Origin of the sequence: Paenibacillus durus, from assembly GCF_000756615.1 — a bacterium.
Classification (GTDB): Bacteria; Bacillota; Bacilli; order Paenibacillales; family Paenibacillaceae; genus Paenibacillus_AQ; species Paenibacillus_AQ durus.
On record NZ_CP009288.1, the window covers coordinates 120,846 to 134,171 of the forward strand.

A 13,326-nucleotide genomic window follows, 5' to 3' on the forward strand; every position below is an offset into this window, starting at 1 on the left:
GCGGCACAGCCGGAGCCTGGGGCCGCCTCATCCGGGATGCAATCGGTGCCGTGAAGCCCCTTATCCCGTAGAGGCTGGGCCTTCGCCCGCCGCTATCCGGCGGACCCGCGTCCGTGCCCGCAATAGGCGCATTGCGTCCACGGCGCCGCCGCCCAGCGCCGCCCGGCGCTGGCCCTTGCGCAGCCGCAGAGGCGATGAGGTGCGGCGCAGCAGCAGCTTGAGCTGCCGGGGCGTAAGACCCGGGCACAGAGCGAGCAGCAGGGCGGCGGCTCCCGTCACATGCGAGGTCGCCATGGAGGTGCCGCTCATTTCCCTGTAGCCTTCCTTGGGCCAGCAGGAAGGCACATTCTCTCCCGGCCCGTATACGTCGATATATGAGCCGCGGTTGCTGAAAGAGGCGACCCGGCGCTTGTTATCGATAGCTCCGACGGCGATTGTTTCGCTGTACCGGGCCGGATAATCGCCTCCACGTTTGCCGTCATTGCCCGACGAGGCGATAATCGGGATGCCGGCGCGGTATGCTTTGACGACAACATCATGCAGCGCTTTGCTGCGGGTCTTCATTCCGAAGCTCATATTGATGAGGTCGATCCGGTTCTGGACGCACCAGTCAATGCCGAGGACAATGTCGGACACATAGGCGGAACCTGTATGATCGAAGGCTTTGACGGGGTAGATCAGGGAACGCGGCGCCACGCCCATCATACCCCGTGTACCGCCCGCCGCGGCGAGCGTTCCGGCGATATGCGTGCCGTGCCCGTTGTCGTCGAGCGGCAGAATGCCCCGGTGCAGCAGATTTACCCCGGAGGCGAGCGAAGCTTTAAGGTCGGGATGAAGGAAATCCGCGCCGGTATCAATGACGCCAATTTTAATATGAACGCCGGTCGATCTTGACCATGCTTGAGGAGCGCGGATCGCCTTTACGCCCCAAGGCAGGTAATGGGAAGTCTTACGCGTGGTGGGGGATGCGGCTGACGAATGGATCTGTATGCGCAAATCTTCTTCAATAGTGAGAGCACCGGCGTATTTATGCATCAGATTCACGGCGCTGGCGGCAGGCACAACAAACGCTCGGATCAGCGGAGAAATTTTGACTTTACGCAGTCCGGGCCGGCTGGGCTTCAGAGACTTCCACTGCGACAGCGCTCCGGCATACTGTCGGGGATCGTGAAAGGTGACGATGCGGCGTTCTTCGTTTGCGGGGGCGGTCGCTATTTCTTTAATTACCGCTTGCCAAAATTCGTAATAGTCCATTTTTTTCGCCATCCCCTCCTGTTGCCGTGCTCCGATATCTTATGAAGGAGCGGAGGAGCCCGCATGGGAACTTGCCCTTTTTTGCCGAAATAGGCCGTCTGGCGTGTCAAAAGAGTGCGGAACACATAAAATATCGAAAGAGGCAAAAGCCCTCTTTGAAACAAACGCCGCCGGAGCCAATCCTTGGCGTGGATACAGTCAGGTGCGGAGGAACTTCCTCCGCCTTTTTTCATATCCGCCTATACCCGCCGTCCGACTGGACAAGCTTTCTGGAGCTGCCGGTAAATACCCGGGAAATCTCTGCCAAACGCCGATATCGTTCTATACGGAGCAGGGTTTGCCGTATGCGCCGAATTGACTTGCATTTTGTTCCCAAATAGGTTTTACTTAGGTTTGTCAATGGATATTAATGATATAACGCCCGAATAAAGCCATAGCGTGAACAATGCGTGAGAGGAAGTGTCCCTGAGAAGTGAGTACGCCACTTAATTTGAAGCTTGATCCTGAGAAAATCAAAGAAATGCCAATGGTAGACTTGGCTTTTCTAATTCTGAAGGCGGCCAATACGCCGTTCTATTACCGTGATCTGATGGCCGAGGTGGCCAAGCTGCGCGGAATGTCCGATAAAGAAATCAACGATACGATCGCCCAGTTATATACCGAAATTAACATCGACGGGCGTTTTGCCTGTGTCGGAACGAATCTGTGGGGCCTGAAACGCTGGTATCCGCTGGAACGCTCCGACGATCCGATCGCCAATTCCAAACGTCCGCGCATCATTAATGATGACGACGATGATATGGAGGATGACGATTTTACCGAGGAAGAAGATGTCTACTCCGGCGACGAAGAAGACTTCGACGTGATCGACGAGGACCGCGACGACCTGTATTCCGACGATGACAGCGACGAGGAAGTCGATGAAGAGGTCGTTATGGATGATGAAGATCTGGACGACGAGGATTTGGACGATGAGGATTCCGAGGAAGAGGCCGACGAAGAAGGCTTGGATGAGGAAGATGACGAGAAATTTTAAGGGAACTTCCATTCAATAATTCTTCCTTGACATCAATAAAGCCGACAGAGTAAACTATTTGATGGGCTTATGGTGAAAGGTAATTCTATATTTCAAAAATAAAAAGTGCCCCGGCTCTACGGGTGTCACTTTTTTGTTTTTTAGATGGCATTTTGATGCCGGATAAACGCCGTTTTGAAGGCCATTCGAATTACGGCGGGAAGCTTTCCCGAAAGGACTCAGCGACTTTTGAATTTCTTCGTTTTGACGGTCTGAAAACGGGTTACGATAACATCATACGTCGCCTGAATCACACGGATTTTATTTAGGAGGGTTATGCAGTGACAAAGTATATTTTTGTAACAGGTGGCGTGGTATCCTCCCTGGGTAAGGGAATCACGGCCGCTTCTCTGGGCAGACTGCTCAAAAACAGGGGTCTCAAGGTGACGATTCAAAAATTCGATCCGTACATTAATGTGGACCCGGGAACGATGAGTCCTTATCAGCACGGCGAGGTATTCGTTACGGATGACGGAGCGGAGACCGACCTCGACCTTGGACACTACGAGCGGTTCATCGACATCAACCTGTCCAAGAACAGCAACGTGACGACAGGTAAAGTCTACTCCTCCGTGATCAGCAAAGAAAGACGCGGCGAGTACTTGGGCGGTACCGTTCAGGTCATCCCCCATATTACGAACGAAATCAAGGAGCGCGTATTCCGCGCTGGCCGTGAGACCGGTTCGGACGTCGTCATTACGGAGATCGGCGGCACCGTCGGCGACATCGAAAGCTTGCCATTCCTAGAGGCTATCCGTCAGATCAAGAGCGATATCGGCCGTGAAAATGTAATGTATATCCATGTAACCCTCATTCCTTATATCAAGGCTGCGGGCGAAGTGAAGACGAAACCGACCCAGCACAGCGTCAAGGAGCTGCGCAGCATCGGAATCCAGCCGAATGTGATTGTCTGCCGTACGGAATATGAGCTTTCTGCGGACATGAAGGCTAAGATTGCGCTGTTCTGCGACATCGACGCAAATGCGGTTGTGGAATGCCGCGATGCATCGACACTGTACGAGGTTCCGCTTAATCTGCGCGACGAAGGACTTGACGAGATTGTCGTCAACCATCTGAAGCTGACTACGCCGGCGCCGGATATGCGCGAATGGGAAGCCATGCTTGCGCGCATCAACAAGCTGGAGCGCAATGTGGAGATCGCGATTGTCGGCAAATACGTGGCGCTGCATGACGCGTACCTCAGCGTAGTGGAGTCCCTCTCCCATGCAGGGTTTGACGCTAACTCCGAAGTCAGCATCCGCTGGGTGAACGCTGAGGAAATAACGGACGAGAATGTGGCCGAAATGCTGCGCGGCGTCGGCGGAATCCTCGTTCCGGGCGGCTTTGGCGACCGGGGCATCGAGGGCAAAATTTCCGCGATTCGCTATGCCCGCGAGCAGGGTGTTCCGTTCTTCGGCATCTGTCTGGGAATGCAGGTATCCGTTATTGAATATGGCCGTTCCATCCTGGGACTCACGGGAGCCAACAGCTCGGAGATCGATTCGGCAACACCGCATCCGGTCATCGACCTGCTGCCGGAGCAGAAGGATATCGAGGATCTTGGGGGCACCATGCGCCTGGGTCTTTATCCCTGCAAGCTTCAGCCCAATTCCCTGGCTATGTCCTGTTACGGGGAAGAGCTGGTATATGAACGTCACCGTCATCGGTACGAGTTCAACAATTCTTACCGCGATCAAATTGAAAAAGCCGGCTTGCTGATTTCCGGGGCTTCCCCGGATGGGCGTCTTGTCGAAATCGTAGAGCTTCCGGGGCATCCGTGGTTCCTGGCGGTACAGTTCCATCCGGAGTTTACCTCCCGTCCGAACCGTCCGCAGCCGCTGTTCCGTGAATTTGTCAAAGCCTCGCTCACCCATGCGGAGCAATTATAAGAAGCAGTCTAAACTTTCCCTATCCGGACCTCCGGAACATAAAATAGCTTCCCTTGCGGAGGCTTTTTTACGTTTACGGAGTATTCGGGAGCCCCTCCAGAAGGACTCGAGTGGACTTTAAGTCATGCTTCGGATGTCCGGGGCACGCTTTGCAGGGCTATTTTTGGCTTGGGCTCGGCAACCCTCATTTGTACTGTTTTAGGACGCGCAATTACGCATTTTTACCAGTTAGCAGGATTTTGGCGGTCAAGCACGAATTATAGTTCTTCGTAACGGATTTATGAGAAGGACCGTCGGAGCGGTGTGGTGAATCTGCGTTATACTCAGGGAGGGTTACGAATGGAGAAAAAGAAAGTATTAATTGTCGATGACCAAAATGGGATTCGAATCCTGCTTATGGAGGTTTTTAATAGCGAAGGATACACGACTTTACAGGCAGCTAACGGAAAAGCGGCTTTAGACATCGTACGCAGCGACTGCCCCGACCTGGTCCTCCTCGATATGAAAATCCCTGGAATGGACGGACTGGAAATTCTGAAACATATCAAAGAGATCAATTCGGGGGTTAAAGTAATCATGATGACCGCATACGGCGAACTGGACATGATCAAGGAAGCGACGAAGCTGGGAGCGCTTATGCATTTCACGAAACCCTTCGATATTGATGAAATGAGGGTAGCGGTTAATCTGCATTTACGTACCGGATCTATCGACCAGTGCAGCTAAAGTGGGGACTCTGCGGTGAGCGGAGTCCCTTTTTAGGGGGAGTGCCGTTTACTCCGGCTCGGCAGACAGAGTCATAATATTAAGGGGTGTGGACGAATTTAGTCCCGCCGGGACATTTTTTTATCAACCCTATTTAGTATTTGAGACAGGTTGTGCTATAATAGGCCTGTATGTGATGTCGGCTTCATTAAAATAGCTATAAACTATCTTTAGGAGGATGAATTATGCCATTGGTATCAATGACAGACATGTTGAACAAAGCTCTTGCAGGAAAATATGCGGTTGGTCAGTACAACATCAACAACCTGGAGTGGACCCAAGCGATTTTGGGTGCTGCTGAAGAAGAGAAGTCCCCGGTTATCCTGGGTGTATCCGAAGGCGCAGCTCGTCATATGGGCGGATTCAACACCGTGGTGAAAATGGTAGAGGGTCTGATTCAAGATATGAAAATTACCGTTCCGGTAACTATTCACCTCGACCATGGTTCGAGCTTCGACAAGTGTAAAGAAGCCATCGACGCCGGATTTACTTCCGTCATGATCGACGGCTCCCACCATCCGATTGAAGAAAATATTGAAATGACCAAGAAGGTCGTTGATTACGCTCATTCCAAAGGCGCTTCCGTAGAAGCTGAAGTTGGTACGGTTGGCGGTCAGGAAGATGACGTTATTGGCGGCATTATGTACGCCAAACTGGAAGAATGCGTAGCTATCGTAAAAGAAACCGGCGTCGATGCCCTGGCTCCTGCGCTTGGTTCCGTACATGGACCTTACCTCGGCGAGCCTAACCTTGGATTCAAGGAAATGGAAGAAGTTCGCGACGCGGTTAAAATTCCGCTTGTTCTTCATGGCGGTACAGGCATCCCGAAACATGACATTGACAAAGCAATCTCCCTGGGAACTTCCAAAATCAACGTGAACACCGAGAACCAAATCGCATTCGCCAAGGTTGTCCGTGAAGTGCTGGCCGCTAAACCGGAAGCCTATGATCCTCGTACATTTATCGCACCAGGCCGCGAAGCTATCAAACAAACAGTAATCGGCAAAATCCGCGAATTCGGTTCCAACAACAAAGCGTAAATCGTGTATAATAGGCAAGTCCGCTTGATTCGGTTATAATGAACTGAATAGCGTCAAATGGAGAGCACACCGCTTAGCCGGTGTCTTTCCGTTTAATTACAGAAAATTAATGTCCTACACCCTTTCGGTTTAATCCTATGGCGGGCAGCGGGACCGTGTTACAGGCGGCTATGCCGCGCTCTCCTGTCATTATTCAACATGCCGCAGTTCGTATTGCCAACAGTAACTGCAATACATCTAGGGGGAACCAGATATTCGATGGAAAAATTAATGATTGGCGGTGGGCGTCCGCTGCAAGGCATGGTGACAATCAGCGGTGCAAAGAACAGCGCGATTGCGCTCATTCCTGCGGCGATTTTGGCTGAATCGGAAGTTATTCTGGATAATTTGCCCTCCCTTAGCGATGTGGCCGTCTATTCTGAAATCTTGCAAGAGCTTGGCGCTGAAGTATCATGGTCGGGCAGCCAGATGCGAATAGATCCTTCACGGATTGTTTCAATTCCTATGCCTAACGGGCCTGTCAAGAAGCTTCGGGCGTCTTATTACATGATGGGTGCCCTCCTGGGACGCTTCAAAGAAGCGACCATCGGACTTCCCGGAGGCTGCAATTTCGAGCCAAGACCTATCGACCAGCATATCAAAGGATTCGAGGCGCTAGGCGCGAGCGTAACCAACGAACATGGCGCCATTCATTTATATGCCAAAGAGCTGCGCGGCGCAAAGATATATCTGGATGTATCCAGTGTAGGCGCGACTATTAATATTATGCTGGCGGCTTCCCGGGCCAAAGGCTCTACCATTATCGAAAATGCGGCTAAAGAGCCTGAGATTATAGATGTAGCGACTTTACTTAACTCCATGGGCGCTGTCATTAAGGGCGCCGGAACCGAAACCATCCGGATCGAAGGCGTAACGGAGATGCACGGCTGCCGCCACTCCATTATTCCCGACCGGATTCAGGCAGGAACTTACATGATCGCGGCGGCAGCTACACGCGGCGATGTGCTGATAGACAACGTTATTCCCAAGCATCTGGAGGCGCTAACGGCGAAGCTGCTGGAAATGGGCGTTGAAGTCGAGGAACTGGATGAGAGCATCCGGGTGATTGGCAAGATGGCTTACGAGCCGGCTGATGTTAAGGCGCTTATCTACCCCGGGTTTGCTACCGATTTGCAATCGCCGATGACCAGTATGCTGACGCAGGCAAAAGGCGTAAGCGTGCTTAGCGACTTCGTCTACAGCAACCGCTTCAAGCATGTCCCGGAGCTGCTGCGAATGGGAGCGAAGATACGCGTTGAAGGAAGATCGGCCATTATTGAAGGCAGCAGGCTGAATGCGGCCAAAGTTAAAGCGGCGGATCTTAGGGCCGGTGCTGCGCTGGTTATCGCCGGACTGACCGTAGAAGACGGCATTACGGAAGTGACCGGCGTCGAGTATATCGACCGCGGTTATGATAATCTCGTACCCAACCTTCGTGAATTGGGTGCTGAGGTGTGGCGGGAGAAAGAGTAATCCTCGAGAGCTTTTACACCTGAAGCGGAGCGCACGGTGGTCCGCCAATAACTAATTGTTATTGGCCGGCGCCGTGCCGACCCGTTAAGGAATCCCCCGATTTTTCATAAAATTTTCGACAACCTGCATATCTTCTTCCGTTTTGGGTAATGCTATCCTAATGAGGATTTTTGCCATACAACTGCAGTTATTTAAGCGAAATCAAATATTTCAGCCAAATCAGCTATGCTATGATGTTGTGCAACCGATTCCTCGCTTCTGAATTCAGACATTTGCTAGTAGACAGCATAATGTCCTTGCGGTCACCCACCGGCGCCTATCGCGTCCAGTTGCCGCTCACCCACCCTCTTGCATTTTGTCACCTATTTTTTCTGAAATGCCAGGATTGCTTCGTTATTATTTTTGAGGTATACACTTTTTTCGAACTTATCTAAATTGAATAGGTGGTTATTATATGGATCTTCAAATTTCCGACTTGGAAGAAATGAAGCTGACCGACTTATACAAGTTGGCAAAGAAATATCAGATTCCCTATTATGGGCAGATGAAGAAAAGGGAGCTGATCTTTGCTATTCTGCGCGCACAGGCGGAGCAGAGCGGTCTGATGTTTATGGAAGGCGTTCTGGAGATATTGCCGGAGGGCTACGGTTTTCTTAGACCGATCAACTACTTGCCAAGCGCTGAGGATATTTATATTTCGGCTTCGCAAATCCGCAAATTTGATCTCCGTACCGGAGATTTGGTATCCGGCAAATGCCGTACCCCTAAAGAGAATGAACGTTATTTCGGGCTGCTTCAGGTTAATGCCGTCAACGGCGAGAATCCGGCCAGTGCGGCCGAGCGCCTTCATTTTCCAGCTCTTACGCCGTTATATCCCCAGGACAAGCTTTCGCTTGAAGCCTCGCCTACTCATTTGTCCACCCGGATCATGGATTTGCTCGCACCTGTCGGCCTTGGACAGCGCGGTTTGATCGTCGCTCCACCCAAAGCCGGCAAGACGCTCCTTCTCAAAGAGATTGCCAACAGCATCTCCACGAACAACCCTGAGATCGAACTGTTTGTACTGCTGATTGACGAACGCCCCGAGGAAGTAACCGATATGCAGCGTTCCGTAAAAGGCGAAGTGGTCGCCTCGACGTTCGACGAGCTACCCGAAAATCATATCAAGGTGGCTGAACTGGTGCTTCAGCGGGCGCTTCGTCTCGTCGAGCACAAAAAAGACGTCGTTATTCTGCTGGACAGCATCACCCGCCTTGCGCGCGCCTACAATCTCGTCGTTCCTCCTTCGGGCCGGACGCTTAGCGGCGGGATTGACCCGGCGGCATTCCACCGGCCTAAGCGGTTCTTCGGTTCGGCGCGGAATGTTGAGGAAGGCGGAAGTCTGACCATTCTCGCGACGGCGCTGATTGATACCGGCTCACGGATGGATGATATTATTTATGAAGAGTTCAAGGGTACGGGCAATATGGAGCTTCATCTCGACCGGAAGCTTGCGGAGCGCCGCATTTTTCCGGCTATCGATATCCGCCGTTCCGGTACGCGCCGCGAAGAAGTGCTGCTGAGCAAGGAAGAGCTGGATACCATTTGGGCGATCCGCAAAAGTATGAACGACTCTTACGACTTTGTAGAGAGCTTTATTAAGAAGCTGCGCGACAGCAAGACGAACGCCGAGTTCCTTGCTTCCTTCGATGTTTCGGGCAGCAAAGATTCGGCCGCCGCTACCGCAAGCAGCGGAGGCACATCGAACAGCGGGGCTTCCGCTCGGCGTCCGATACGCACCAAGACCGCTTCCGTAACGACTACCACCTAAGAAATAAGTTCAAGAGGAGAATACTATGCATCTGGTATATGCCGACGGGCAAGGAAACGTATATGATCATCCCGAACTGCACGGGCTGGCCCGCAGCGGAGATATGATTGTCGAACTGTTGGAGGAAGAATTGATTCCGCTGCCTGAAGGGGCAACGCTTTCTCTACTGCCGAATACGAGAGCCGTCGGAATGAATCCGTTTACCGGCGAGATGCTGCCGCTGCCTGAAGGATCGCATGCGGTAGGAGCGCTGCTTCCGCAGGGCTTTACCCGTCTCTGTTTGCCGGGATATATCAAGACTGATAAATCGTACAAGCTCCCGCTGTTCGGTTATTCAGCTGTTGTATGGAAAGACGGAGGCTTCTACGTGGCCGCCGAACAGACCGATGATCCTTACAAATGGAATCCGCTCAACTGCGACCGCGATGCGGTGCGCAGCGGGGCGAACAGCCTGACTAGCAAATATCCCGAGAATCGTCTGTACGGACATCTCTCCAATTGTGCGCTCGGCTATGAATGTCTGACTTCCTCCAATACCTTTCTGAGCCGCTGGGAGGGAGGCGTTCCGGTATCCTATTCGTGCAATGCGGGCTGTTTCGGCTGCATTTCCGAACAGCCGGATGACAGCGGCTTTGTCTCGCCGCAGACTCGGATGAATTTCAAGCCGAGAGTAGAAGAGATTGTTGAAGTCATGCTGGAGCACTTGAAGACACCGGAATCCATTATCAGCTTCGGGCAAGGCTGCGAGGGAGAGCCATCGACGCAGGCGAAGCTGATCATTGAAGCGGTCCGTGAAGTCCGCTCCGTTACCGATATGGGTTATATCAATATTAACACGAACGCCGGACTCAGCGATCATATCCGGGGGATTGTCGACGCCGGACTCGATTTGATGCGCGTCAGCACCATCAGTGCGCTGGATGAGCACTACAATGCCTATTACAAGCCTCGCGGCTACACGCTGGCCAATGTGGAGAAATCGCTAAAGTATGCGGCGTCGGAGGGTGTTTACGCTTCCATCAATTATTTGGTATTTCCGGGGGTCACCGACCGGGAGGAAGAGGTTGAAGCGATGGTGGAGTTTGTGAAGCGTACCGGCCTCAAGCTTATCCAGATGCGCAATCTTAATATTGACCCGGAGAGCTATCTTGAGCTGATCCCGCCAGCCCGGGGCGAGCTCCTGGGAATGAAGACAATGCTTGAGATTTTTCGTGAGGAACTTCCGGGAGTGGTGATCGGCTCGTATACACATGTTCCTCCGGCTGGGGAGGCCCGGCCCAAGAAGGCTATTGCACGAGTCTTGCCTCAAAGCCGTAATATTTAATCCAAGGGCAAATCTATTGCTTCTCTGCATTGTTCGTGATAAACTGTGTCTATGTGTCTTATATTAACTCTGGGTCCGCCTGAGGCTCAGGGCAAAAGAGGTGAAATCTAAATGCAAACTGCAATTCAACCGAAATATAATCTTGTAACTGTAACTTGCGCCTGCGGTAACACGTTCGAAGCTGGTTCTGTGAAACAGGATCTGCGCGTCGAAATTTGCTCCGCATGCCATCCGTTCTTTACTGGCAAGCAGAAGTTCCTGGATGCCGGCGGCCGCGTCGACAGATTCAAGAAGAAATACGGAATCTAATCCGGTTTGCCGCTGGTCGGCAATGATCGGTAGGAAGCCCTCCGCCTTATGGCGGAGGGTTTTGTTTTTTCTTTAATGAAGACTTGGGAGCTGCCCTCTTATAAGGATGACAACATCGGTTTTCTTATCCAGTTGATTTTTGCTTTGGCGTAGGCTATACTTATCTTCGCCGTGCTAGACGGGGAGGTAGCGGTGCCCTGTAACTCGCAATCCGCTATAGCGAGGTTGAATTCCTGTTAGAGGTGCTGTCGATGTGAGGTTTGGTCCCTACGCGCTGTGTTGACGGTTGGGTCCTCCGCAATGAGCGCTTGTGAACCTGGTCAGGTCCGGAAGGAAGCAGCCATAAGCAAGTTTGCTCTTGTGCCGGAGGGCAGCCTAGCCCGAGCAGCCGCGTAGGGTTGCCGCTCGGATCGCAGTCATCAATAACAGGTGCGCGGTTTAAATTATGAGCATATCAGCATCTTTGCGACAAGCGAAGATGCTTTTTGTTTTTGGTCTTGAGGCGGAGAATATAGTATAATAATGAAGCGATAAACGCCCGGGAAGCGGCGGTTGAAAGAGGGTAATGTTTAATTGGAACACATCGCGTTGTACCGTGCCTGGCGGCCTCAGGCGTTCCAGGACATGGTCGGACAACAGCACATTATCCAGACGCTTCAGAACGCGATTCGCGAGCAGCGGGTTTCACACGCCTATCTGTTCAGCGGCCCTCGGGGCACCGGGAAGACGAGTGCCGCCAAAGTATTGGCCAAAGCGGTCAATTGCGAGCGGGGACCGGGACCGGAACCGTGCAATGAATGTCCTTCGTGCTTACGGATTGCTTCGGGCGCGGTGATGGATGTGCAGGAAATCGACGCTGCATCCAACCGGGGCGTGGAGGAAATTCGCGACCTGCGGGATAAAGTGAAGTACGCTCCTACCGAGGTGCGGCGTAAAGTGTATATTATTGACGAAGTGCATATGCTGACTACGGAGGCGTTTAATGCCCTTCTGAAGACGCTGGAGGAGCCGCCTGCACATGTCATGTTCATTTTGGCGACAACAGAGCCCCATAAACTGCCGGCGACGATTATATCACGCTGTCAGCGCTTTGATTTCCGCAGAGTTTCGCTGGAGGAACAGACGAACCGGCTGAAGGTTATTTGCGAGAAGGAGGGCATTTCCGCCGAGGATGATGCGCTGCAGTACATTGCCCGCCTGTCGGACGGAGGGATGCGCGATGCGCTCAGTGTCCTGGATCAAATCTCTTCCTTTACCGACGGACATGTAACCTATCAGCAGGTACTCGGGATGACCGGCGGTATACCGGCGGAGCAATTTGCCCGCCTGGCTAAAGCCATTTTGGAGAGCGATATGGGGAGGCTGCTTGAATTGGTCGAGCAGCTGATGCATGAAGGGAAGAGCGCCGACAAATGCCTCGAAAATTTGCTGTATTACTTCCGCGATCTGCTTATGATCAAGATGGTGCCGGGTTCGGCCGCGCTGACTGACCGTGTGCTGAGTCCGGAGGAATTCCGGGACATGGCTGCGGCCTTCTCGCGTGAGCGGCTGTTCGACATTGTAGACACGCTGAACCGTTATTTAGGTGAGATGAAATATGCCACGCATCCGCAGACGTTGTTTGAGGTGGCGCTTATGAAGCTCTGCAGTCCACAGGAGAAGGAGAGCAGCTCTGGGATGCAGGCACATATTAGCGGCGGTGCTATACCGGTCGATCATGGAGAGCTGGATGTGCTCAAGCGGCAAATTGCCGCTCTGGAGAAGAAGCTGGAGCAAGCGCTTCAGGCCGGGGGTGTGTCTGGAACTGGCAGGGAGAGTGCTCATTCGAAGTCGGCGGGTAGCCGTGCTTCCGCCGCTCCGCGCGTATCCTCCACCTCTAAGCTTCCGCCGCAAATGGATAAATTCATAGCAGGCAAGGACAGCGGGGATTTTGCAAACGCATATAAACAATGGAGTCAGGTGCTTCAGGCGGTTAAGGAAGAGAAGGTAACGGTTCACGCCTGGTTTGTCGACGGTGAACCCGTATCAATGACCGACGACGCAGTTCTCGTGGCGTTTAAGAATACGATACACCGGGAAACCACCGAGAAGCCGGCTAACAAGCAGGTTATCGAACGTGTACTGGAGACTCGTCTGGGCAAGCCGTACCGTTTAGTCACTGTCATGCTTCGGGATTGGAATGAAGCCTCCGCGAAATCGGCGCAGCCTGCGCCTAAGGAAGAGCTTCGCCTGGAACATGAACATGAGGCCGGAGAAGCCGCCAAGGAACCCTGGATTGACGAGGCCATTCAGCTTTTTGGTGAAGACCTCATTGTCATCAAAGATTAACCCGCAGCATATCAAGCGCG

10 protein-coding genes and 1 other RNA gene are annotated in these 13,326 nt (G+C 52.6%); 10 read left to right on the top strand and 1 reads right to left on the bottom strand.

What is annotated here, in order from left to right:
- Positions 1 to 60 precede the first annotated feature (60 nt).
- Complete coding sequence (locus PDUR_RS00570) at positions 61 to 1,254, bottom strand: S8 family peptidase (RefSeq protein WP_042208935.1); 1,194 nt, start codon at positions 1,252 to 1,254, stop codon at positions 61 to 63.
- 472 nt (positions 1,255 to 1,726) lie between these two features.
- Between PDUR_RS00570 and rpoE the strand changes: the two genes are divergently transcribed.
- The 10 genes from rpoE to dnaX all read left to right on the top strand — a co-directional run bounded on the left by rpoE (position 1,727) and on the right by dnaX (position 13,306).
- Positions 1,727 to 2,290, top strand: a complete 564-nt coding sequence (rpoE, locus tag PDUR_RS00575; RefSeq protein WP_042204626.1) for a DNA-directed RNA polymerase subunit delta — start codon at positions 1,727 to 1,729, stop codon at positions 2,288 to 2,290.
- Between the two features lie 320 nt (positions 2,291 to 2,610).
- The gene (locus PDUR_RS00580; protein ID WP_042204627.1) at positions 2,611 to 4,218 is read left to right on the top strand and encodes a CTP synthase; all 1,608 of its coding nucleotides are present in this window, start codon (positions 2,611 to 2,613) and stop codon (positions 4,216 to 4,218) included.
- 339 nt (positions 4,219 to 4,557) lie between these two features.
- Positions 4,558 to 4,944, top strand: a complete 387-nt coding sequence (locus PDUR_RS00585) for a response regulator (protein WP_042204628.1) — start codon at positions 4,558 to 4,560, stop codon at positions 4,942 to 4,944.
- 224 nt (positions 4,945 to 5,168) lie between these two features.
- Positions 5,169 to 6,023 carry a class II fructose-1,6-bisphosphate aldolase gene (gene fba, locus PDUR_RS00590; protein WP_042204629.1) on the top strand — a complete coding sequence of 285 codons (855 nt, stop codon included), beginning with the start codon at positions 5,169 to 5,171 and terminating at the stop codon, positions 6,021 to 6,023.
- Between the two features lie 258 nt (positions 6,024 to 6,281).
- The gene (locus PDUR_RS00595) at positions 6,282 to 7,535 is read left to right on the top strand and encodes a UDP-N-acetylglucosamine 1-carboxyvinyltransferase (protein WP_042204630.1); all 1,254 of its coding nucleotides are present in this window, start codon (positions 6,282 to 6,284) and stop codon (positions 7,533 to 7,535) included.
- A 454-nt stretch (positions 7,536 to 7,989) separates the two neighbouring features.
- A complete protein-coding gene (gene rho, locus PDUR_RS00600; protein WP_042204631.1) occupies positions 7,990 to 9,345 on the top strand; it encodes a transcription termination factor Rho in 1,356 nt (451 codons plus the stop codon).
- 25 nt (positions 9,346 to 9,370) lie between these two features.
- Entirely contained in the window at positions 9,371 to 10,669 is a 1,299-nt protein-coding gene (locus PDUR_RS00605; RefSeq protein WP_042204632.1) for a radical SAM family protein, read from the top strand.
- A gap of 111 nt (positions 10,670 to 10,780) precedes the next feature.
- Positions 10,781 to 10,978, top strand: a complete 198-nt coding sequence (rpmE, locus tag PDUR_RS00610) for a 50S ribosomal protein L31 (protein WP_042204633.1) — start codon at positions 10,781 to 10,783, stop codon at positions 10,976 to 10,978.
- Positions 10,979 to 11,147: 169 nt separating this feature from the next.
- Positions 11,148 to 11,415, top strand: an RNA gene (ffs, locus tag PDUR_RS27655) — signal recognition particle sRNA large type.
- 136 nt (positions 11,416 to 11,551) lie between these two features.
- Positions 11,552 to 13,306, top strand: a complete 1,755-nt coding sequence (gene dnaX, locus PDUR_RS00615; RefSeq protein ID WP_042204634.1) for a DNA polymerase III subunit gamma/tau — start codon at positions 11,552 to 11,554, stop codon at positions 13,304 to 13,306.
- The last annotated feature ends 20 nt before the right edge of the window (positions 13,307 to 13,326 follow it).

Bases quoted from the DNA above. Each gene is read 5' to 3' on its own strand.
- PDUR_RS00570 (WP_042208935.1), bottom strand. From the start codon at position 1,254: ATGGACTATTACGAATTTTGGCAAGCGGTAATTAAAGAAATAGCGACC.
- PDUR_RS00585 (WP_042204628.1), top strand. From the start codon at position 4,558: ATGGAGAAAAAGAAAGTATTAATTGTCGATGACCAAAATGGGATTCGA.
- fba (WP_042204629.1), top strand. From the start codon at position 5,169: ATGCCATTGGTATCAATGACAGACATGTTGAACAAAGCTCTTGCAGGA.
- PDUR_RS00595 (WP_042204630.1), top strand. From the start codon at position 6,282: ATGGAAAAATTAATGATTGGCGGTGGGCGTCCGCTGCAAGGCATGGTG.
- rho (WP_042204631.1), top strand. From the start codon at position 7,990: ATGGATCTTCAAATTTCCGACTTGGAAGAAATGAAGCTGACCGACTTA.
- PDUR_RS00605 (WP_042204632.1), top strand. From the start codon at position 9,371: ATGCATCTGGTATATGCCGACGGGCAAGGAAACGTATATGATCATCCC.
- rpmE (WP_042204633.1), top strand. From the start codon at position 10,781: ATGCAAACTGCAATTCAACCGAAATATAATCTTGTAACTGTAACTTGC.